The 20,937-nt window shown below is 70.8% G+C and carries 17 protein-coding genes; 8 read left to right on the top strand and 9 right to left on the bottom strand.

Annotation, left to right across the window (positions count from 1 at the left end):
- The first annotated feature begins 5 nt into the window (after positions 1–5).
- Positions 6–788 carry an ATP-binding cassette domain-containing protein gene (locus AB0L64_RS06475; RefSeq protein ID WP_355692224.1) on the top strand — a complete coding sequence of 261 codons (783 nt, stop codon included), beginning with the start codon at positions 6–8 and terminating at the stop codon, positions 786–788.
- Positions 785–2,062 carry an ABC transporter permease gene (locus AB0L64_RS06470; protein ID WP_363708400.1) on the top strand — a complete coding sequence of 426 codons (1,278 nt, stop codon included), beginning with the start codon at positions 785–787 and terminating at the stop codon, positions 2,060–2,062. Before AB0L64_RS06475 ends, AB0L64_RS06470 begins: the two co-directional genes overlap by 4 nt.
- Positions 2,063–2,111: 49 nt before the next feature.
- On the opposite strand, the gene AB0L64_RS06465 is transcribed toward AB0L64_RS06470, so the two are convergent.
- The 3 genes from AB0L64_RS06465 to AB0L64_RS06455 are packed head-to-tail and all read right to left on the bottom strand — an operon-like array spanning position 2,112 to position 4,638.
- Positions 2,112–2,474: a response regulator transcription factor gene (locus tag AB0L64_RS06465; protein ID WP_363708398.1), complete on the bottom strand. Its 363-nt coding sequence runs from the start codon at positions 2,472–2,474 to the stop codon at positions 2,112–2,114.
- A gap of 40 nt (positions 2,475–2,514) precedes the next feature.
- Positions 2,515–3,924 carry a CHASE3 domain-containing protein gene (locus AB0L64_RS06460; protein WP_363708396.1) on the bottom strand — a complete coding sequence of 470 codons (1,410 nt, stop codon included), beginning with the start codon at positions 3,922–3,924 and terminating at the stop codon, positions 2,515–2,517.
- 39 nt (positions 3,925–3,963) lie between these two features.
- The gene (locus AB0L64_RS06455; protein ID WP_363708394.1) at positions 3,964–4,638 is read right to left on the bottom strand and encodes a response regulator transcription factor; all 675 of its coding nucleotides are present in this window, start codon (positions 4,636–4,638) and stop codon (positions 3,964–3,966) included.
- Between the two features lie 79 nt (positions 4,639–4,717).
- On the opposite strand from AB0L64_RS06455, the gene AB0L64_RS06450 reads away from it, so the two are divergent.
- From AB0L64_RS06450 to AB0L64_RS06440, 3 genes are all read left to right on the top strand, one after another.
- Positions 4,718–7,498 carry an AAA family ATPase gene (locus tag AB0L64_RS06450; protein WP_363708392.1) on the top strand — a complete coding sequence of 927 codons (2,781 nt, stop codon included), beginning with the start codon at positions 4,718–4,720 and terminating at the stop codon, positions 7,496–7,498.
- Positions 7,499–7,578: 80 nt separating this feature from the next.
- Positions 7,579–8,370, top strand: coding sequence for an alpha/beta hydrolase (locus tag AB0L64_RS06445; RefSeq protein WP_363708390.1), 792 nt, complete (start codon positions 7,579–7,581; stop codon positions 8,368–8,370).
- Positions 8,367–9,155, top strand: a complete 789-nt coding sequence (locus tag AB0L64_RS06440) for an SDR family oxidoreductase (protein WP_363708388.1) — start codon at positions 8,367–8,369, stop codon at positions 9,153–9,155. Before AB0L64_RS06445 ends, AB0L64_RS06440 begins: the two co-directional genes overlap by 4 nt.
- An 11-nt stretch (positions 9,156–9,166) precedes the next feature.
- Here AB0L64_RS06440 and AB0L64_RS06435 read toward each other — a convergent pair whose 3' ends face one another.
- A complete protein-coding gene (locus AB0L64_RS06435) occupies positions 9,167–9,886 on the bottom strand; it encodes a GAF and ANTAR domain-containing protein (protein ID WP_363708386.1) in 720 nt (239 codons plus the stop codon).
- A 162-nt stretch (positions 9,887–10,048) separates the two neighbouring features.
- Between AB0L64_RS06435 and AB0L64_RS06430 the strand changes: the two genes are divergently transcribed.
- On the top strand, positions 10,049–10,231 hold the full coding sequence (locus AB0L64_RS06430) for a hypothetical protein (protein WP_363708384.1): 183 nt from the start codon (positions 10,049–10,051) through the stop codon (positions 10,229–10,231).
- 71 nt (positions 10,232–10,302) lie between these two features.
- On the opposite strand, the gene AB0L64_RS06425 is transcribed toward AB0L64_RS06430, so the two are convergent.
- Complete coding sequence (locus tag AB0L64_RS06425; RefSeq protein WP_363708382.1) at positions 10,303–11,211, bottom strand: NADP-dependent oxidoreductase; 909 nt, start codon at positions 11,209–11,211, stop codon at positions 10,303–10,305.
- A 175-nt stretch (positions 11,212–11,386) separates the two neighbouring features.
- Between AB0L64_RS06425 and AB0L64_RS06420 the strand changes: the two genes are divergently transcribed.
- Complete coding sequence (locus AB0L64_RS06420; protein ID WP_363708379.1) at positions 11,387–11,971, top strand: HD domain-containing protein; 585 nt, start codon at positions 11,387–11,389, stop codon at positions 11,969–11,971.
- Positions 11,972–11,993: 22 nt separating this feature from the next.
- On the opposite strand, the gene AB0L64_RS06415 is transcribed toward AB0L64_RS06420, so the two are convergent.
- Positions 11,994–12,443: an Lrp/AsnC family transcriptional regulator gene (locus AB0L64_RS06415; RefSeq protein ID WP_363708377.1), complete on the bottom strand. Its 450-nt coding sequence runs from the start codon at positions 12,441–12,443 to the stop codon at positions 11,994–11,996.
- Between the two features lie 157 nt (positions 12,444–12,600).
- On the opposite strand from AB0L64_RS06415, the gene AB0L64_RS06410 reads away from it, so the two are divergent.
- Complete coding sequence (locus tag AB0L64_RS06410) at positions 12,601–16,110, top strand: indolepyruvate ferredoxin oxidoreductase family protein (protein WP_363708375.1); 3,510 nt, start codon at positions 12,601–12,603, stop codon at positions 16,108–16,110.
- 31 nt (positions 16,111–16,141) lie between these two features.
- Here AB0L64_RS06410 and AB0L64_RS06405 read toward each other — a convergent pair whose 3' ends face one another.
- Genes AB0L64_RS06405 through AB0L64_RS06395 form a run of 3 tightly spaced genes read right to left on the bottom strand, consistent with a single transcriptional unit; the run spans position 16,142 to position 20,852 of the window.
- Positions 16,142–18,538 (bottom strand): YfhO family protein, encoded by a 2,397-nt coding sequence (locus tag AB0L64_RS06405; RefSeq protein WP_363708373.1) that lies wholly within the window; start codon positions 18,536–18,538, stop codon positions 16,142–16,144.
- The gene (locus tag AB0L64_RS06400) at positions 18,535–19,482 is read right to left on the bottom strand and encodes a glycosyltransferase (protein WP_363708370.1); all 948 of its coding nucleotides are present in this window, start codon (positions 19,480–19,482) and stop codon (positions 18,535–18,537) included. The genes AB0L64_RS06405 and AB0L64_RS06400 overlap by 4 nt, the downstream gene beginning before the upstream one ends.
- The gene (locus AB0L64_RS06395) at positions 19,464–20,852 is read right to left on the bottom strand and encodes a DUF2079 domain-containing protein (protein ID WP_363708368.1); all 1,389 of its coding nucleotides are present in this window, start codon (positions 20,850–20,852) and stop codon (positions 19,464–19,466) included. The genes AB0L64_RS06400 and AB0L64_RS06395 overlap by 19 nt, the downstream gene beginning before the upstream one ends.
- Between the last annotated feature and the right edge of the window lie 85 nt (positions 20,853–20,937).

The raw sequence follows: 20,937 nt of genomic DNA, 5'->3' as shown, positions 1-20,937 counted from the left end.
ACGGCATGACTACTGTTCCTACTCTCGAGCTCCGGGGCGTCGACAAGGCGTTCGGGCCCGTCCAGGCGCTGTCGTCGGTGAACCTCGTCGCGAAGGCGGGCGAGGTGACGGCCCTGGTCGGCGACAACGGCGCCGGCAAGTCGACGCTGGTGAAGTGCATCGGCGGCATCCACCGGATCGACGCGGGGGAGCTGCTCTTCGACGGTACGGCGCACAGCGTCGGCGAGCCGCGCGACGCCGCGCGGCTCGGCGTCGAGATCGTGCACCAGGACCTCGCGTTGTGCGACAACCTCGACGTCGTCGGCAACATGTTCCTCGGCCGCGAGCACCTCACGCGGCTGCACACGCTGGACGAGAACTCGATGGAAACGCTGGCCCGTCAGGCACTGGACTCGTTGTCGGTGACCACGATCCGGTCGGCGCGCCAGCTGGTGGCGAGCCTGTCGGGCGGGCAGCGGCAGACCGTGGCGATCGCCAAGGCGGTGCTGTGGCAGTCGAAGATCGTGATCCTCGACGAGCCGACCGCCGCACTCGGCGTCGCCCAGACCGCGCAGGTGCTCGATCTCGTCCGCCGGCTCGCGGAGCAGGGCGTGGCGGTGATCCTGGTGTCGCACAACATGAACGACGTACTGCGCGTCGCCGACTCCATCGCCGTCCTGTTCCTCGGCCGGACAGCCGCACAGGTCCGGCGCGCGGAGGTGACCCAGACGCAGGTGGTCGAGCTGATCACGACCGGGCGATCGGGCGCGCTGGGACTGTCGCCCACCCAGGCGGGAGCGACGCTGTGAACGCGCAACTGCTGGAACACGGCGGCGCGGAGCAGCGCCACGAGTCGCCGGCCGGCTCGTCAGGCGTCGGCGCCTATGCGAGGGGCTATGTCGCGCGGCTGCGGGGCGGCGAGCTGGGCGCCGTTCCCGCACTCGTGGGTCTGGTCGTCATCACGGCGTTCTTCGCCATCGTGCACCAGGGATTCCTCAGCGCCTACAACCTCGAGGCGCTGGTGATCCAGGCCGCGCCGATCATCGTGATGGCCATGGGCCTGGTGTTCGTCCTGCTGCTCGGCGAGATCGATCTCTCCGCCGGTACGACGGGAGGGCTGTGCTCGGCGATCACGGCGATCCTGATCCTGCGGCACGGGGTCGCGTGGTGGATCGCGGCGGTCGCCGGGCTCGCGGTGGGCATGCTGGTCGGGTTCGGCACCGGCTGGCTGCGGGCGCGGATCGGCATCCCGTCGTTCGTCATCACGCTGGCCACGTTCCTGGCGTTCCAGGGCGTCACGCTGATCATCGTCGGCGGCCAGGGATCGGTGACGCTTCCGGCCGGCTCGCCACTGATCGGCCTGGAGAACAGCTTCCTGCCGCTCTGGCTCGGCTGGACGCTGCTGGCGGTCTTCGTGATCGGGTACGCCGCGCTCAAACTGGCCGACGCACGGGCCGCCCGGCGGGCCGGGCTCCCGGGCACGCCGTACGCCGTGATCGCGGTCAAGGTCGCCGTGGTGGCCGCACTCGGGGCGGCGTTCACCTTCGAGATGGGCGTCAACCGCAACGTCACGACGAACGCGTTCTTCACCAACAAGGCGCAGGGGATGCCGTGGGTCGTCGTCCTGCTGGTGGTGCTGTTCGCGGTGTGGCACCTCGTCCTAAGCCGGACCCGCTACGGCCGGCACGTGTACGCCGTCGGCGGCAACGAGGAGGCTTCACGACGCGCGGGGGTGGTCGTGTCCCGCATCCGCATCTCGGTGTTCGTGATCTGTTCCGGGATGGCCGCGGTCTCCGGTGTCGTCGCGGCCTCGTTGCTGCAGTCCGTCCAGTCGAACGCCGGCGCGGGCAACACGCTGCTGCTGGCGGTCGGTGCCGCGGTCATCGGCGGTACGTCGCTGTTCGGCGGGCGCGGCCGCGTCATCGACGCCGTCCTGGGTGGTCTCGTCGTCGCGGTCATCATCAACGGTATGAGCGACCTGATCCAGGGCGCGAACTCGGCCGGCTACGAATGGGTGGTCACCGGCGCGGTCCTGCTGCTGGCGGCCGGCTTCGACGCCGTCGTCCGCCGCGCCCGCAGATAGACCGGTCGGGAATCACCAAGGCCGCCGGGTCGTCACCGACCCGGCGGCCTCAGTGCGTGGCGCGCCGGAGAAGATTGCCGATGGCAACCGCCGACAGGCGCGTCTTCGGCACGAAGCCGATCGCCGCACTCGCGTCGATCAGCTCGGTGTAGTCCTGCTCGGCGTACGTCGAGATCAGGATCACCCGGGGCGGCGGGCGCAGCCGGTGCAGCCGGGCGACGATGTCGAAGCCGCTCTCCGCGCCGAGGTCGATGTCCACCAGGACCACGTCCGGGTGCGAGTCCTCGACCAGGTCGACGGCGCCGGCGCCGCTCGTCGCCGTACCGACGACGGCGACGCCTTCGCGTTCCAGGAGTCCGCGTGCGGCGTCGAGGAAACGCCGGTTGTCGTCGACGATCGCGCAACGCAGCATGACACCAGGGTCGCAGGGTCCGGCCGCGGTGGCATTCCTGCTAGCTGGAGATCTCCTCAGGGGCCACCGGCAACGAGACCTGCAGGGTGGTGCCCTGGCCGGCCGGGCTGTCGACGGTGAGCGTACCGCCCAGCGCCTGGACACGGTCGGTGAGCCCGATCAGGCCGGAGCCGTTCGCCGGGTCGGCCCCACCGGCTCCGTCGTCGCGGACAGCGAGCCGCAACGAGCCGTCGAGCAGCCGTACGTCGACGTACACGACAGAAGCGTCCGCGTGTTTCGCGGCGTTGGTGAGTGCTTCGGAGACGACGTAATACGCGGCCGACTCGACGGCCGGTGGGAGGCGCTCCGTGACGGTGACCTCCGCCTCGACCGGGATCGCGGACCGGCGGGCCAGCATCCTCACCGCGGGACCGAGACCGCCGTCGGACAGGATCGCCGGGTGGATGCCGTGGGAGATCTCCCGCAGTTCGTCGAGGGTGCTGCCGAGGTCGTCCGTGATCTCGTCGAGCCGGGCCCGCAGGTCGCCCTGGTCGCCGGTCAGGCCGGCCTGGACCGTGCGCAGTTCCAGGGCCAGGGTCACCAGTCGTTGCTGGATGCCGTCGTGCAGGTCGCGCTCGATCCGCCGCCTGGTTTCGTCGGCCGACGCCACGAGGCGGGCCCGCGAGGACGCCAGATCGGTACGAGCCTGGTCGAGCGAGGCGGCCATGCTGTTGAAGGTGCGCTCCAGACCGCCGATCTCGCCGACTCCGTCTTCGGGCACCCGAACGGCGAGGTCGCCCGCCGCGAGCCGGTCGGCCATGGCGGCGGTGATCAGCACCGGGCGGACGACGGCACGGGACAGGTACCAGGTGAATCCCAGGATGAGCAGCACCGATCCGACGAGCCCGATCGCGGCCGCGATGGCCGCCCGGCCGGCCGCGGCGTCGGACCGGGCCTGCGCGGCGGCCGAGAGACCTCGCTCGGTTGTGATCAACCCGTCGAGGACGGTCCTGATCGCGTCGACCCGGCGCTGGCCGTCCGTGGTCGCGGCCTGCGACGGTGCCGAGCCAGGACGACCGCGGATCGCTGCGACCAGCGGCTCCGAGTAGTCCCGGAGGTACGACGTCGCGCTGCGGCTGATCTCCTCGGCGCTGGCGCGTTGCGCCGGCTCGTCCGCGACCACCCGCTCCAGCGCCGCGAGCCGGTCCGGAAGCTGGGACCGCGCGGTCTGCCACGGCGCGAGGAACTGCTCCTCGCCGGTGATGGCGAACGCCTGCCGGCCGGTCTCCAGGTCGACGACCGAGCGCTCGACCTGGTTCGCGGCCGCGAGCACCGCCGCCGCCTGCCGGGCCTGGCGCTCGGAGTCGCGCAGATCCTGGACCGACGCCAGCAACACGGCGAACCCGGCGCCGACGAGCAGCACCAGCAGCGCACTGGCGACGATCACGCGACGCGAGACCCCGCCGGTCATCGGCCGGTCACCCCGAGGTCGCCGCTGCGATCAGCTCCGTCACCGGTCGTCCGCCGTACGACGGTCGCCCTGGAGGTAGGCCAGGACCGCCCGGACGCGACGGTGGTCGTCGTCGGTCTCCGGCAGGTCGAGCTTGGTGAGGATGCTGCGGACGTGTTTCTCGACGGTGCCCTCGGTGACCCACAGGCGCCGGGCGACGCCGGCGTTGGAGCGGCCCTCGGCGACCAGCGCCAGCACCTCACGTTCCCGGTCGCTGAGGGAGGCGAGCGGGTCGTGGCGGCGCCGGACGTCGACCAGCTCCTGCACCAGTGCGGGGTCGACGACGGAGCCCCCGTTCGCGACCCGCCGTACGCTGTCGAGGAACTCCTCGACGTCGGTGACCCGGCGCTTGAGCAGATACCCGATTCCGTGACCGGCGGCCATCAGCTGCACGGCGTGCTCGACGTCGACGTACGCCGACAACAGCAGGACGGCGGTCTTCGGGCGCTCGCGACGGATCACCTCGGCGGCCTCGAGCCCTTCGGTCGCGTGGCCAGGCGGCATCCGGATGTCCACGACGACCAGCTCCGGACGCCGGCTGCGGACCAGGTCCAGCAGCTCCGGGCCGTTTCCGGCCTGCCCGACCACGTCGAATCCCGACGCTGCCAGCAGACTCGCGATTCCTTCCCGTAGCAGGACGTCGTCGTCCGCAATCGCCACCCGCGTCCCGCTCATGGCGGCGAGTGTAGCCCCGGGCACCCGGTGCCCGAGCAGGTGATTGGACGGATCGCAGCGGGGGACTCATGCTCTACTCATGGCCGCGACCGACGACGAACAGTTGTTCGGTCGCGACCAGATCCTCGGTCGGCTGACGGCCAGGCTCGACGAGGTGGAGGCCGGCGGTTTCGCGATCGGACTGAGCGGCGAGCCGGGAGTGGGCAAGAGCGTGGTGCAGGCGCGCGTCGCCGAGCACGCGGAGTCCCGGGGTTTCACAGTTCTGCGTGCGCACGGCAGCCAGTCCGAGACCCACCTGCCCTACGCCGGTCTGCATCAACTGCTGCGGCCGGTCCTGTCGCGCGTGGACACTCTCCCGGCCCAGCAGCGCGACTCCTTGCTGGCCTGTTTCGGAATGGTCGAAGCAGGCCAGGTGAACCCGTTCTTCACGTCGCTCGCGGTGCTGGAGCTCCTGGTGGAGTGCGCCGGGCGGGCACCGGTCCTGATGAGCCTCGACGACCTGCACTGGATGGACCGGCCCAGTGTGGACACGCTCGCCTTCGTGGCCCGTCGTGTCGCGGCGGAGCGGGTGGTGCTGCTGTGCACATCTCGCTCCGCATCGCAGCTTCTCGGCGACGAGCAGACCGTCAGCTGGATCGAGCTGGGCGCCTTGCCGGACGCGGACGCGCAGGCGTTGCTGCGGTCGCGAGCTCCCGATCTGGCACCCGGGTTGCGCGATCGGGTTCTCGGCCACGCCGCGGGTAATCCCTTGGCGCTGGTCGAGTTCGCTGCCGCTTGGCAGTCCGGGATGTACGCCTGGACCGAAGTGGACGACGACCTGCCGATGACGGCTCGCCTGGAGCGCGCCTTCGCAGCGCGTGCCGACGAACTGGAACCGCCCGCTCGCGCTGTCCTCGACGTGGCCGCGCTGGATGACGGCGACGACCTCGAGCAGGTACTGACCGCGGCGGCGATCCTGTCCGGCGTCACCGTCGATCGCGGTACGGCGCTACCGGCCGTCGAGCTCGGCTTTCTCACGATCGCCGGACCGACGTACGCCATCGGGCACCCGTTGATGGGGTCGGCACTGCGGCAGGTGATGCCCGCAGACCGCCGTACGCAGGCACACGCCGCCCTCGCGACCGCTCTGTCCGCCGAGCCCGACCGCGCGATCTGGCATCGGGCCGGCGCGGTGGCCGGCCGCGACGAACCCATCGCCGCAGAGCTCGAGCGGGCGGCCGGCGAAGCCCGCCGGCGCGGGGCGTACGCCACTGCGCTGGCGCGGCTCGAGCGGGCCGCCGCTCTGAGCCCCGATCCCCTGGACCAGGCGGCCCGGCTGCTGGGTGCGGCGGAACTGGGCTATGAACTCGGCAGGTTCACCCAGGTCGAACAAATCAAGACCCGGGTGACGCGGATGGCACTTCGACCGCGAGATCGGTCCCGCCTCACGTGGCTGATGGGTGTCTTCCACGACGGCGCCACGAGTGATCCGGCGGAGGTCCGTCACCTGGTCGATCTGGCCCGGCAGGCCACCGCCGAGGACGACGTCGAACTCGCCATGCAGTTGCTGTTCGGCGCCGCCCGCAGGGTTTGGTGGCGCGATCCGGGCGAGTCGGTACGGCGGGAGATCGTCGGCGCCGCGCGGGAGGTTCCGCTGGCCGCCGGTGACCCCAGGTTGCTCGCGGTGCTCGGTCTCGCGGAGTCGCTGGAATCGAGCGCGCCGATCATCGAGCAGCTCGAACTGTGGCCCGCGGACGGCGGCGGCCGGGCGGAACCCGCGGCCCTGCTCGGCATCGCGGCCTTCGGCGCCGGTGACTTCGTGCGCGCGGAGTCGTTCCTGTCGGTGGCCGTGCACGAGCTGCGCGCGGACGGGCGGCTGAGCCTGCTCGCCGAGGCGCTCGCGATCCGCGCCTGGGCCGAGATCAACCTGGGCGTCTTCGACGCGTCGCGGTCCGCCGCCGAGAGCATGCGCCTGGCCGACGAGACCGGCCAGCGGGTGTGGGCCGGTACTGCCCGGATCGCGGCGGCACTGATTGACGCGATCGGCGGCGGCTGGGACCCCCGGCACGCCCTGCTCGCCGACGCCGAGCGCACCGCTCTGCAACTGCCGAACGCGAGCTCCTCCCTGCTCGCGGGTGCTCAGTTGGTCCGCGGGCTCGGCGAGCTCGGCGCGGAGCGTGCCGAGCAGGCGTACGGCGAGATGCTCCGCGTGTTCGTACCGACCGACGCCGCCTATCAGCGCGTTCAGCAACTGTGGACGGTCAGCTACCTCGCCGAGGCCGCCGTACGGGCCGGTCGCCGGGACGACGCGAGGTCGTTGGTCGGCACCGTCGAACGGGCGGCGCGAGGCACGCCTGCCGTCGGTACGACGATCGCTCTGGAGTACTCACGCGCGGTTCTGGCCGACGACGCATCGGCCGAGGAGTTGTTTCGGGGTGCGCTGGACGGTGCGAGCCGGCCGTTCCCGTGGCATCAGGCCCGCCTGCAGTTGGCGTACGGCTCCTGGCTGCGTCGCCGGCGGCGGGTGACCGAGTCCCGCGATCCGCTCCGGGCGGCGCGCGGCGCCTTCGACGCGCTCGGTGCCAAACCGTGGGCGCTTCGCGCCGACCAGGAGCTGAGGGCGACGGGAGAGCGTGGCTGGCAGCCGACGTCGAGTGGCCGGGAGCAGCTGTCGCCCCAAGAGGCGCAGATCGCCGAGCTCGCCGCCCGCGGACTGTCCAACCGGGACATCGCCCAGCGACTCTTCCTGTCGCACCGCACGATCGGCTCGCACCTGTACCGGATCTTTCCGAAGCTCGGCATCACCAGCCGCCAGCAGCTCGCCGGCGTACTCACCGGTGCTCCGGAACACGTGCTGAGGCAGGCACAGTCATTCGACTGAAGACGGCCGCGGCCCGGACGTCCTAACGTCGGTTCCAACGCGGTGTGTCCAGCACCTCGGGACCGACCAGGAGGACGACTGTGGGAACACCGGTGCTCTTCATCCACGGACTCTGGCTGCACGCGACGTCGTGGGACGCGTGGCTGACGCGATTCCGCACCGAGGGGTACGAGCCCGCGGCGCCGGGCTGGCCCGGTGACGGCCCGACCGTCGAGGCGTCCCGGCACGACCCGGAGGCGATCGGCGATCACGGCATCGACGATGTCGTGGCGCACTTCGCCGCCGTCATCGAGGAGCTCCCCGAGCCGCCGATCCTGATCGGGCACTCGTTCGGCGGCATGGTCGCACAGAAGCTGCTCGGGCAGGACCGCGCCCGGGCGGCGATCGCGATCGACGCCGCCCAGATCAAGGGCGTGCTGCCCGTCCCGCTGTCCGCGCTGCGGGCCACGTTGCCGGTGTTCAAGAATCCGGCCAACAAGCACCGGGCCGTCTCGCTGACCGCCGAGCAGTTCCGGTTTGCGTTCGGCAACGCGGTCTCGCGGGAGGAGTCCGACCTGTTGTTCGAGCGCTGGACCATTCCGGCGCCCGGCCGGCCGCTGTTCGAGGCGGCGTCGGCGAACTTCAACCCGCACTCGCCGGCCAAGGTCGACACCGGCAACCAGAAGCGCGGGCCGCTGCTGCTGATCGCCAGCGGGAAGGACCACACCGTCCCCGAGTCGGTGACCCGCGCGACGCTCAAGCAGTACCGCCACTCCGACGCCGTCACCGACCTGAGGACCTTCCCGGACCGGGGCCACTCGCTCGTCGTCGACTCCGGCTGGTCCGATATCGCCACGGCGTGCTTGGCCTGGCTGAAGGAGCAGTCCCTGTGAAGCTCGACCTGGCCGGCCGGACGGCAGTGGTGACCGGCGCGAGCAAGGGCATCGGTCTTGCGGTCACGCAGGCGCTGCTCGGCGAGGGCATGCGGGTCGCCGCCGGTGCGCTCGGCGGTTCACCCGAACTGGACGCGTTGGCCGAGGACGGTGAGGTCGAGGTCGTGCTGGGCGACCTCACCACCGCGGCCGGATGCGAGGCCCTGGTGGGTGCGGCCGTGACGCGATTCGGTGGCGTCGACGTGCTCGTGAACAACGTGGGTGGGGTACGTCCGCGCACCGAGGGTTTCCTCGCCGTCACGGACGCGGAGTGGCAGTGGGCGCTGGAAGTGAATCTGCTGTCGGCAGTGCGCGCGACCCGGGTCGCGGTGCCGCACCTGTTGGCGAGTGCGCCGTCCGCCATCGTCACGATCTGCTCGGTGAACGCCACGCTGCCCGATCCCGGCGTCATCGACTACAGCGCGGCGAAGGCCGCGCTGCGCAGCTTCTCCAAGTCGCTGTCCAAGGAGCTCGGACCCGCTGGTGTCCGGGTGAACACCATCAGTCCGGGACCGGTCGAAACCGCGCTCTGGCTGGGCCCCGGCGGCGTCGCGGAGACCGTCGGCCGGGCCCAGGGACTCGATCCCACCGCGGTCCGGGACGCGGCAGTTGCCGGTACACCGACCGGGCGATTCACCCGTCCGGAGGAGGTGGCGCAGCTGGTGCTGGTCCTCGCCTCCGGAGCCGGCGGCAACATGACCGGATGTGACGTGCTGATCGACGGCGGCATGGTCACCACGATCTGACGGCGATCTGACTACCGGTGGGCGCCGGCCTCGGCGTCGGAGATGAGTTCGAGGGCCACATCGCGGAGTTTGCGGTTGGTCTGGCGGCTGAAGCGGACGAGGGTGCTGAAGGCGCGCTCGGAGGTGATCGAGTACCGCTCCATCAGCAGGCCGACCGCCTGGCCGATCTGGTCGCGGGTCTCCAGGGCGGCCAGGAGGTTCTCCGTGCGCTGGGCGCCCGCGTAGGCCACCGCGGCGTGGACGGCGATCAGGCAGCCGATCTGCTCGGACTCCGCGGAGAAGGCGTTCGCGGTATCGGCGTACAGGTTGAGCGAACAGAGGTTGTCGTCCTTGGAGAACAGCGGGAACGTCAACACACTGAGCGCGCCCAGCTCGGCGGCCCGTGGGGCCAGCCGCGGCCACCGGGACTCGGTGCGCATGTCGTCGACGCGAACCACCGCCTTCTGATCGCGCAGCGCGTCCAGGCACGGGCCTTCGCCGAGCTCCGACACCAGGGCGTCGACGCGCATCGGCAGGGTGCCGGACTCGGCCTTGTGGGACAAGAGTTTGCCGACCACGATCGTGGTGACCGAACCGTCCTGGGCGCCGGGCACGAGCTCGAGCGCGGCCTGCACAGCCTCCCGCAGTACGTCGTCCGGCGCGTCGGCGCGGTGCAGGTCACGGGCCAGTTCGCTGAGGTCGCGGGCGAGCTGGTCGTGCGTGGAGTTCGGCGGCGAGCCGGAATCGGTCATGGCAATTCCCTCGGACCATTTCTGGATAGCACCGACCGGCCGGGGTCGTCCAGCAGGAAAAGAATGTTCCGGACGGGGCTTGCCCAGAACACGTTCGTCCGGTCATAGTGGTTCAGCCTCAGACAGCCGGGCGCCGAATTCTTCGAGCTTGCCGAGGCCGTCATGCGCGATTCCGATCCCCGTACCGTTCGTGAACTACTGCATGCCCTGCAGGCCGTCGAGGACGAGTTGCGGACTGCGCGCCGGCAGGCCGACCGCGAACAGCTGACGGCCGTGATCGAGCGCAAACGCCGCATTCTCACGATTCTTGCCTGCCGTCGCCGGCATCGGTCCGCCGTCGCGTGACCGCAACCCACAGACCGATTGCGGGCCTGTCGCAGCACAGGGGAGGGGGACGGGCCCGCAATCGCAATCCTTCAGTCCGCGGTGACCTTGACGATCGTCTTGCCGCGGCTGCCGAACGTGGCCGGGACGTCGGCCAGCTCACGGACCGCGGTGACGAGAGGGACGAGCCGGCTGTCGCGCAGCCGGGCGGCCAGCTGGGCCGTCTGTGCACGATCGGGCTCGACGACGAAGAAGATCGCCCTGCCGTCGCGAGGCTGGACGGTCGGCGGCTCGGCGACGGTGACGAGTGTGCCGCCCGGCCGCAGTAGTGCGGTGGAGCGGTTGAGGATCTCGCCGCCGATCACGTCGAACACCACGTCCACCTCACCGGCGTCCTCGAGGCGGTCGTTGTCCAGGTCGACGAACTCGTGGGCGCCCAGGCTCTCGGCGAGCTTCCGGTCGGCGGCCCGGCCGGTGCCGATGATGTGGGCGCCGGTCTCACGGGCGAGTTGTACGGCCAGCGAGCCGACGGAACCACCGGTGCCGTGGATGAGGACGGTCTGCCCCGTCTGCAGGTGAGCGTGGTCGTAGAGGGCCTGCCAGGCCGTCAGACCGGGCATCGGCAGGGCGGCCGCGGTGACGTGGTCGACGTCGGCGGGAAGTGGCGCCAGGTTGCGGGCCTCGACGGCGGTGTACTCGGCGAGCGTTCCGTTGCGGGCCCAGTCGGTCAGCCCGAAGACCCGCTGACCGACTGACAGACCCGTCGTGCCGTAGCCGAGCTCGACGACCACGCCGGACAGTTCGTGGCCGGGCACGCTCGGCGTGCGGTCGCGGCCGGCGCGGTCGACCCAGGTCGCGGGCCACTGCGGTTCGGTGCGGATGAAGCCCGCGGCGTGGACCTGCACGACGACGTCGTTCTCGGCGGCATGGGGATGGGGGAGCTCGGTGAGGGACAGCCCGAAGTCCTCGGCCTCGGGGTCCCGAACGGTGATGGCACGCATGATGATCCTCGGGGTAGACAGCTGCTGGTTCACCTTCGACGCTACGCGCTGGTGGACCGCTGCCGGGATGCCATTCGCGGCCTGTGTCGATGGGCCATTTCGGCGGCCGGTGGCCCAACATCCCGCCGTCGGAATGGACCAGCCGCGCGGGCCTTCCGCGCCGTACCGTCGAGGCATGATCACGATTCCTGACACTGCTGCCTCGTCGGCGGCCCTCGACGTGGCCGGCACCTACCTGTCCGCCGCCATGCTCAGTCACTCGCACCGCGTCTACCTCTGGGGAGCGACGTACGGCGATGAGCACGGCCTGCGGTACGACGCCGAGCTGCTGTTCGTCGCGGCGATGTTCCACGACGTCAGCCTGGTGCCGGTGTTCGACAGCCACACCGTCTCCTTCGAGGAGACCAGCGGACACGTCGCGCGGGTGTTCGCGGCCGGTGCGGGATGGCCGGACGAGCGCCGCGAGCGCCTGGGGGAAGTCATCGTCCGGCACATGTGGCCGGAGGTGGACCCGGCCGAGGACGTCGAGGGACATCTGCTGTCGCGGGCCGCGGCGGTCGACATCGTGGGCAGGGACCTCGACGACTTCACCCCGGCCTTCCGCGCCGAGGTCCTCGAGCAGTTCCCGCGCTCGGGTCTCGCCGCCGAGTTCCTCGCGTGCTTCCGGGCGCAGGCGGACCGCAAACCCGACAGCTCCGCGGCCCGCGCAGTTCACTCCGGTCTCGTGGACCGGATGGCGGCGAACCCTCTCGACCGCTGAGCGGAGCCGTACGGCGAGTTCCTCAGCCTCGGCGGGTCCATTGCTCGAGGACGACAAGCGTCTTGGTGCTTGCGATCGCTTCGGCGGAGCGTAGTGAGCTGACGACGCGGCGCAGATCCTCCACGCCCTCGACCTGGATGCGGACCAGCGCGTCCGGGTCACCGGCCAGGGTGAGGACCTCCTTGACCTCGGGGACCTGGGCCACGAACTCCATGATCTGTGCGAGGTCGAGGTCGTCGGCGAAGTGCAGCTCGGTCATCGCCTCGATGCCGCCGGCGATCCGGCCGTGGTTGATCTGCACCGTGTAGCGCTCGATGACGCCGAGTTTCTCCAGCCGGGTGATCCGGCGCTGGACGGGCGCGACGGTGAGGCCGACCGCGGTCGCGATCTCGCGCAGCGGGCGGCGGGCGTTGTCGCGCAGCAGGTCGAGGATCGCGCGATCGGTGGCGTCCAGGCTGGCTTGCTCAGGCACGCAACGAACTCTACTCCGAAGGAGTCCTTTGTTGCGTCCGGACCGCGATCGTCGCGGCAAGGATTGCGGATCGTCGCCAAACTCGACGACAACTCTTGTGACTCGGCCCACCCAGCCCGCACGCTCTGGGGAACTGCCGCGGACCCCTGGAGAGCCGATGACCGCCATCGCCCCCGCCGAGATCAGCGCGGAGCGACTCGCCGCTGCTCCGCCGTACGACCTCGACGACCGGTTCCGGCCGGCCGGCCCGCCGACGCTACTGACCGGCGTCCAGGCGATCGCGCGACTCCTGGTCGAGCACCGCGCGCTCGACCGGCGCCGTGGGCTGCGGACCGCGTCCTTCGTCTCCGGCTACCAGGGCAGCCCGCTCGGCGGCCTCGACCGGCTGCTGGCAGGCATGCGGGACGTGCTGGACGAGAACGACATCCGGTTCGTGCCCGGGCTCAACGAGGAACTCGCCGCGACCTCGGTGTGGGGCAGCCAGATCGAGCTGCCGCTCGGCACCGGCACCCATGATGGCGTGACCGGCTTCTGGTACGGCAAGGGCCCCGGTGTGGACCGCGCGACCGACGCGCTGCGGCACGCCAACATGTACGGCGTGAACCCGCGCGGCGGCGCCGTGCTCCTGGTCGGTGACGACCCTGCCTCGAAATCTTCGACCGTACCGGCGGTCAGCGAGCGGTCCCTGGCCGCACTGGGGATCCCGGTCCTCTTCCCGCGCAACGCGGCCGAGATCGTGACGCTCGGCCTGCACGCGATCGAGCTGTCGCGGGTGACCGGCTGCGTCGTCGCGCTGAAGATCGTCGCGGACGTCGCCGACGGCGCCTGGGCGGTCGACGCCACCGCGGGCGACGTACTGCCGGTCGTCCCCGCGATCGAGTGGGACGGCAAGCCCTACCGGTACGAGCAGCGCCCGATGGTCGTCCGGCCCGACGCGATCGTGCGTGCCGAGGCGGACCTGGTCGGGCCGCGCACCGAGCTGGTTCGCGCGTACGCCGTCGAGAACGGCCTCGACGTGGTCGACGTCGACCCGGCGCACGCCCGTGTCGGATTCGTTGCCTCCGGCAGCTGCTACGACTCGATGCGGCAGGCGATGAAGGACCTCGGCGTCACGGACGAGGCGCTCGCTCGGGCGGGCGTCCGGGTGCTGCGGCTCGGGCTGATGAGCCCTGTCGCGCCCGGCACCGTGCGCTCGTTCGCCGAGGGGCTGGACCGGATCGTCGTGGTCGAGGACAAGACCGCGTTCGTCGAGACCCAGATCCGGGAGATCCTCTACGGTACGCCGGACGCGCCGCAGATCGTCGGCAAACGCGACACCGCCGGCCGGCTGCTGATTCCCGCCGACGGTGAGCTCACGGCGGGCCGGCTGCTCGCGCCGCTGCGGTCCCTGCTGCAGGACCTGGTCGCCGTCACGCCGCCCCCGCCGCGGCGGATCTCGCTGCCGTTGCTCTCGACCAGCCGCTCGGCGTACTTCTGCAGCGGCTGCCCGCACAACCGCTCGACCGCTCTTCCCGAGGGGTCGATGGGCGGCGGCGGGATCGGCTGCCACGCCATGGTGACGATCTCCGACCGGCAGGACAGCGCCGTCACCGGAGTCACCCAGATGGGCGGTGAAGGAGCCCAGTGGATCGGCCAGGCGTGGTTCACCGACGCCGGCCACATCTTCCAGAACGTCGGTGACGGCACCTTCTTCCACTCCGGGCAGCTGGCCGTCCAGGCCTGTATCGCCGCCGGCGTGAACATCACCTACAAGGTGCTCTACAACGACGTCGTCGCGATGACCGGCGCGCAGGACGCCGAGGGCGCGCTCAGCGTGCCGCAGCTGACCCACAAGCTGTCCGTCGAGGGCGTGCGGAAGATCGTGGTCTGCGCCGACGAGCCGGAACGGCACCGTCGTCGCGACCTCGCGCCCGGCACGCTGCTGTGGAGCCGTGACCGTCTCGACGAAGCCCAGCGGATGCTGCGCGAAACCCCCGGCGTCACGGTGCTGATCTACGACCAGCACTGCGCCGCCGACGCACGGCGGCAGCGCAAGCGCGGCAGCCTGCCGGCCCGCACGCAGCGCGTCGTCATCAACGAGGCGGTGTGCGAGGGCTGCGGCGACTGCGGTGTGAAGAGCAACTGCCTGTCGGTGCAGCCGGTCGAGACCGAGTACGGTCGCAAGACCCGCATCGAGCAGACCTCCTGCAACACCGACTACAGCTGCCTCGACGGCGACTGCCCGTCGTTCGTGGTCGTCGAGACGGCGCCGCGGTCCACCCGGACGGCAGCCCGGAAGAAGGCGGCGTTTCCGGCGCCGCCGTCGGTGCCGCCGAGCAGCGCCGAGGACCGCGTCGCCGGTACCCAGAACGTCTTCCTGGCCGGCATCGGCGGCACCGGCATCGTCACGGTCAACCAGGTGCTCGCGACCGCCGCGCATCGCGCCGGGTACGCCGTCGAGTCGCTCGACCAGACCGGACTGAGCCAGAAGGCCGGCCCTGTCACCGGACACCTGCGGTTCGCCGACGGCGAGCTCGAGCCGGCCAACCGGCTCACTCCCGGCTCCGCGGACTGCCTGCTCGGGTTCGACCTGCTGACCCTCGCCGAGGACCGGAACCTTGCCTACGGCAACGGTGCTGTGAGCCGGACCGTGGTCTCCACCAGCCGCACCGCGACCGGCGCGATGGTGTACGACCCTGCCGTCCAGCACCCCGACGAGGCCGGGTTGCTGGAGCGGGTCCGGACCGCGAGCGCGGAGACGTTCGACTTCGACGCGCTCGAGGCCGCGGACCGGATCTTCGGCAACACGATCGCGGCGAACTTCCTGCTCGTCGGCGCCGCCTACCAGACCGGTGCGCTCCGCCTGCCGGCCGCGGCGATCGAGGAAGCCATCAAGATCAACGGCACCGCGGTTGCCGCGAACATCGCCGCTTTCACCTGGGGGCGTGTGGCGGTCGCCGACCCGGCCGTGTTCCGCGCCGCCGGGAAGCAGTCGGCCGCGGTCGCGAGTCCCGACGTACCTGTCTCGGTCGCGACCTCCGGGCTCGAGGGCGAGGTGCTGCGCCTCGTCGCCCGGCGTGCCGCCGACCTGGTCGCCTACCAGAACGTGAAGCTCGCGGACTCGTACGTCGACTTCGTGGCGCGGATCGCTGCCGCCGAGGGAGCCGTCACCACGCAGACCCGGTTCAGCGAGGCGGTTGCCCGCAACCTGTTCAAGCTCACGGCGTACAAGGACGAGTACGAGGTCGCGCGGCTTCTCACCGACCCGGCGTTCCTCGACTCGACCGGCGAGTCCTTCCCGGGCGGTGTGGTGTCGTTCAAGTTGCACCCGCCCGTGCTGCGCGCGCTGGGCCGCACGAAGAAGATCTCGTTCGGCCCCAAGTCGCACGGCACGCTGCGCGTCCTCGCCAGGCTCAAGTCACTCCGCGGCACCCGCGCGGACCTCTTCGGCTACGCGCACCTCCGCAGGGTCGAGCGCACCCTGCGCGACCACTACCGCACCCTGATGACCGGCCTGGCCGCCGACCTCAGCCCCACGTCGTACGACCGCGCAGTACAACTCGCCGAACTCCCAGACCTCGTCCGAGGCTACGAGTCCGTCAAACTCCGCAACGTCGACCGCTACGCCACCGCCCTCCGCGAACTGAACGTCGAACCCCCCGCGCTCGGCAGCCTGAAAGCCAACTGAAAGCCCGTCTGTCTGGCGTCGTGCGCCACTATCAGGCTCGACGGACGAGGACGAGGCTTGCGCCGGTGAGGAGCACGACAAGTGCTGCGATGGCCAGGCCCTGGCTCAGGCCGGGCGGGTGGTAGGTGCAGGAGACCGTGGACGCGCCTGCCGGTAGGGGTACGGCGAGAAGGCCTGCCCGGTTGTCGGGGGTGTGGGCGGGGCCGTGGTCGACGGAGCAGCGCCAGCCCTCGATTCGGATGGTTGCGATGACGAGCGAGGCAGACGTATCGCTCGGGTGGAGGCGGATGTGGATTGCGTGGCCGCTGACGTCGACTGCCGGCGGGCTGGGCGGAGTGAGAGTGTGGACGGCGGTGGCGAGGCGGGATCGATCGAGGCAGCCGATGGGGGATGAGGGGAGTGTCGCGCGGGGGCTGAGGCGGATGGGTACGGCGGCGACGCCGTCCGCGCCCACGGTGCCGACCCGGAGCATCGGCGCGCCCGCGTAGACGCCGGGGGACTTCACCTTTGCGGACAGGTTGACGACCCAGCCGCGGCCGGCGACCAGGACCGAGCCGACGAACTCCGGCGCCGCGAACCAGATCTCCGAGCCGGGCGCGCAGGCCGCGAGCAGCACGTGGCCCTTCTCGGGGCGCACACGCGGCACGGTGTAGACGTCCGCGCCGAGCGCCGACTCCTGCGCGCCGAACGGTCCGGGGTCGCTCGACGACCAGGCCGCCGCCGGTCGAACGGTGACCAGCGGCGGTACGTCGTACTTCTCCAGCGACAGCCGGCCCACGACGCGCGACCGGATCGCGAAGATCGCGTCGACGACCGGGTTCCGTGGGTCGACCAGCGCCCGTCCGTACGAGCTGTACCCGAACCCGAGATCGAGCAGCTGTTGCGACACCCGGTCAGGCATCGTGCTCGAGTAGTACTGCGGCCCCTGCCCGCCGATCAGCATCGGATCGTTGACGGTCTGCTCCGCGCCGGGCGCCGTGCGGTACGCCGGCCAGTCCGCCGCCGAGGTGACCAGCGAGCGCAGCGCGGTGTGCTCGGCGCCCCACGGCGCCTTCGCACTCAGGATCTTGCTCCGCCGCTCGTCGATCGCCACCGCCGACAACGAGACCTCCACGAACACGGCGGCGACGAGCACCGCCGCCGCTCCCCGCCGTACCCATCGCGGCGATCGGCTCAGGAACCACGCCCCGAGCGCGACGACGACCAGCACCGGTACGACGAGCTGCGTGGCCCGCGTCGTACTGCGGACGTCCCAGGACAAGACGTACAGCAGCAGCACAGCGCCCATCGGGGCAGCGACCGTCAGTACGGTGCGGATCCCGGCGGACCAGGAGATCCAGCCGACGATGACCTGCAATCCGGCCACGACGAACGCCTGCCGGTACGGGCTGCCGTTCGGCGCGTCGAAGCCGTGCCAGATCTCGTGGGTGATCCGGATCTGCAGGCTGAGCATCGTGAGCACGACCGTGGCGGTCCACACGATCCGTTCGCGGGCCGGGACGAGCCGGTTGAACGGCAGGCTGACCGCCAGCAGCAGCATGACCGTGCCGACCGCGAGTCCCGGGGTCGTGCCGACTCCTTCGCTGCCGGGCAGGAGCCGGGCCAGGAAGGTGAGCGGGAGGACCGGCCGGAAGACCACATCCGGGCTGGGCCGTGCGGCGCGCACGGCCTCGAACGTCGGCAGCAGCAGCGGAGCCGCCAGTCCGGTTCCGAGGCCGATGGCAACGAAGCAGCGCAACGCGCCGGTCAGCCGATGCCGCCACGACACCGTCGCGTCGTCCGCGAGCAGACGCGCCACCACGACGAGCGCCGCGCCGATCATCGCCATGTAGACGGTGTAGAAGTGCGACGTCCACAACAGCGCGACGACGAGCGACGTCACCAGCAACGACAGCGCTGACCGCCGCCGCAGGATCCATTCGCACAGCAGGCAGATCACCGGGAACGCGACCAGCCCGTTCAGCCAGACACTCATGTACGCCGCGTCGTCGATCGCCCACCCGCACGCGCCGTACGACACGCCCGCGATCACCGCCGGCCAGGCCGGGCCCGGACGCAGGTACCGCAGGTACGCCGTCATCGCGCCGGCCGCGAGACCGATGGCCAGGACGTCGACGAGGAACAAGGCCAGGTCGACGTGATCCCGTGGCATCAGCACGGTGATCCACGACAACGTGGAGCCGACGTAGGCCATGAAGTCGCCCAGGAACGGTACGCCCAACCCGCTCGACCAGTTGAAGAACAGATCGCCGCCGTGGCCGGTCAGGACGTCGCGGTAGTGCGCGTACATCGGCACGATCTGCTGACCGAGGTCGTTGGTGCTCCGCGGCCGGTCCCCGAACGGATAGGTGTGGCGCAGGATCCCGCTCAGCACGAAGGTCAGCCCGGCGGCGAGCGCGGCGACTGCCGCCGGCCAGTGCCGCCTCATGAACCGGCCCCGACCGTCGCCGCGACCTGGGCAGGCGCCGGATGTGTCAAGTAGCTCAACCGCGCGGCCTCCTGCCGGCTCCGGCCGATCGCGTCCAGCAGATAGCCGAGCACCAGCGTCAGGATCGCGGCCAGCCCGATGGACGACGCGAGGATCGCGGTCGGGAACCGCGGGACGAGCCCGGTCCGCAGGAACTCCAGGACGACGGGAGCGCCCAGCGCCAACGCCGCCGTACCGAGGATCGCCGCGATCACGCCGTGGAACAGCACCGGCCGCTCCAATCGTGCGAGGTGCAGGATCCAGCGCAGGATCCGCAGCCCGTCGCGATAGGTCCGCAGCTTGCTCTCGCCGCCGGCCGGCCGCTCCTTGTAGCCGACCTCGACCTCAGCGACCGGAACCCGTAGGTGCAGTGTGTGGATCGTGAGCTCCGTTTCGATCTCGAACTCCTGGGCGAGGGCGGGGAACGACTTCACGTACCGCCGCGAGAAGGCCCGGTAGCCGCTGAGCATGTCGGTGATGTCGCGGCCGAACAGCGCGCCGACGGCGGCGGTCAGCACCCGGTTCCCGAGCGTGTGGCCCGGCCGGTACGCCGCGGCGTCGGAGTGCCGCCGTACGCCTACCACCTGGTCGTACGGACCGGCCAGCAGAGCGTTCACCAGGTCGGCCGCGCGGGCCGCCTCGTACGTGTCGTCGCCGTCGATCAGCAGGTAGACCTCGGCCTCGATGTCCGCGAACGCACGCCGGACCACGTTGCCCTTGCCGCGGCGCGCGACGTGCCTGACGGTCGCCCCCGCGGCGGCGGCGATCGCGGCCGTGTCGTCGGACGAGTTGTTGTCGTAGACGTAGATCTGTGCTGCCGGCAACGAGTCGCGCAGTTCGGTGACCACCTTGCGCACCGCCGCGGCCTCGTTGTAGCACGGCACGATCACCGCGACCGCGGCCATGTCTCTCCTTCGGTGTTCTGCGGCGTGGGGTGCCGGAGCAAGATCAGGTCGCCGTCCCGGACGACGACATCGTCCGGGCGCGGCGACAGGTGCGGGTCGTCGTGCGGCGCCAGCGTCCACTCGGTCGGCCGTTTCGCCTTGAGCAGATACACGTCGGTCCGGGACGACAGGTGCGGCGCGATCGTGTCCGTCGTACTCACTGTCGCACCATCCGGGATCCTGGCGATCAGTCGGTCGGCAGCGGCCGTGAACTCCGACGGGTGCCCGGGACCGTTCGCGGCGGATGACTGCAGGAACAGCGTCACGCAGGTCGCCGCCAGAGCCGCGCAGACGACAGGCAGGAGGCCGCGCAGGCGTGGCCGGAGCAGGACCAGTCCGTGAACCAGCGCGCAGAACAGCATCGGCATCAGTACGGCGTCGTAGTGGAAGGTCGGGATCCAGTAGAGGATGTACGTGCTTGTCAGACGCCAACCCAAGGTCGGCACCAGCAACAGCACCAGGGGCGACCTGAGCGCGAGGAAGAGTGTCGGCAGCAGAAGCAGCACGACCAGGTGAAGCTTTCCCGGCGAGAGCAAGTCGCCGGCCAGGGCGGGCTCCGGTGCCCGCAGACCACCTGCACCCAGATAACGGTAGTTGCCGTAGGCACTGAAGGCCGGAATGATCACGAACACGCTGAGCAGCGACGCCGCGGTGCCTCCGGCGGCGGTGAGCAGCCCGAGCCGACGGGTGCCGGGGCGCAGGGCGATCAGCAGTCCCAGCACGGCCAGCGTCAGTCCGAGGTCCTCCTTGACCAAGACCAGGGGAGCGGCTATCGCGACGGCACGCCCCGGCCGGCCGTGGAGCAGTTCGGTCAGGGCGAACGCGAGCAGTGGTACGGCGAACGCGATCTCGTGGAAGTCGAACGTGATTGCGTTCAGCAGGCCCCAGGACAAGCCGTAGCAGGTCCCGACGACCAGTCCGGTTCTGGCGCCGAGCGTCGTACAGGCGAGGCGGGTGATGGGGAAGACGGACACAGCGAGCAGCATCGCCTGGGCGACCAACAGCGTCTCGGCCGTTGGGAAGAGCCGGTAGAAGGGTGCGAGCACGATCAGGATCGGATGGAAGTGGTCGCCGAGCAGGATCAGCTGCGGGTCCCGGATCGTCGACACCGGGAGCCGGCCGTGGGCGTAACTCCGCACGGCCTGGTCGAAGATGCCGAGATCGAAGCCGCCGGAGCGATATGCCCAGTGGCGCTGCACCGCGAACCAGGTGTAGGCGGCTGCGAACCCGGCGGCCAGGGCGGCCGACGGCCAGGGGCTCGCGCGACGGTCCGCGACCGCGACCAGGGAACGCGTGAGCCGGCGCGTGGCCGGGCGATGGGCGAGAAGCATGCGGCGGAGTCTGCGGCCGGCGTACCAAAGGGGGCCTGAAGCAACCTGAAGACTTCTTCAGGATGGTCCGCGGGATGTGTGATCC

Origin of the sequence: Kribbella sp. NPDC051936 (assembly GCF_040680955.1) — a bacterium.
Classification (GTDB): Bacteria; Actinomycetota; Actinomycetes; order Propionibacteriales; family Kribbellaceae; genus Kribbella.
The sequence above is the reverse complement of the archived record's forward strand: the minus strand, read 5'-3'. Positions and strand labels throughout refer to the sequence as shown.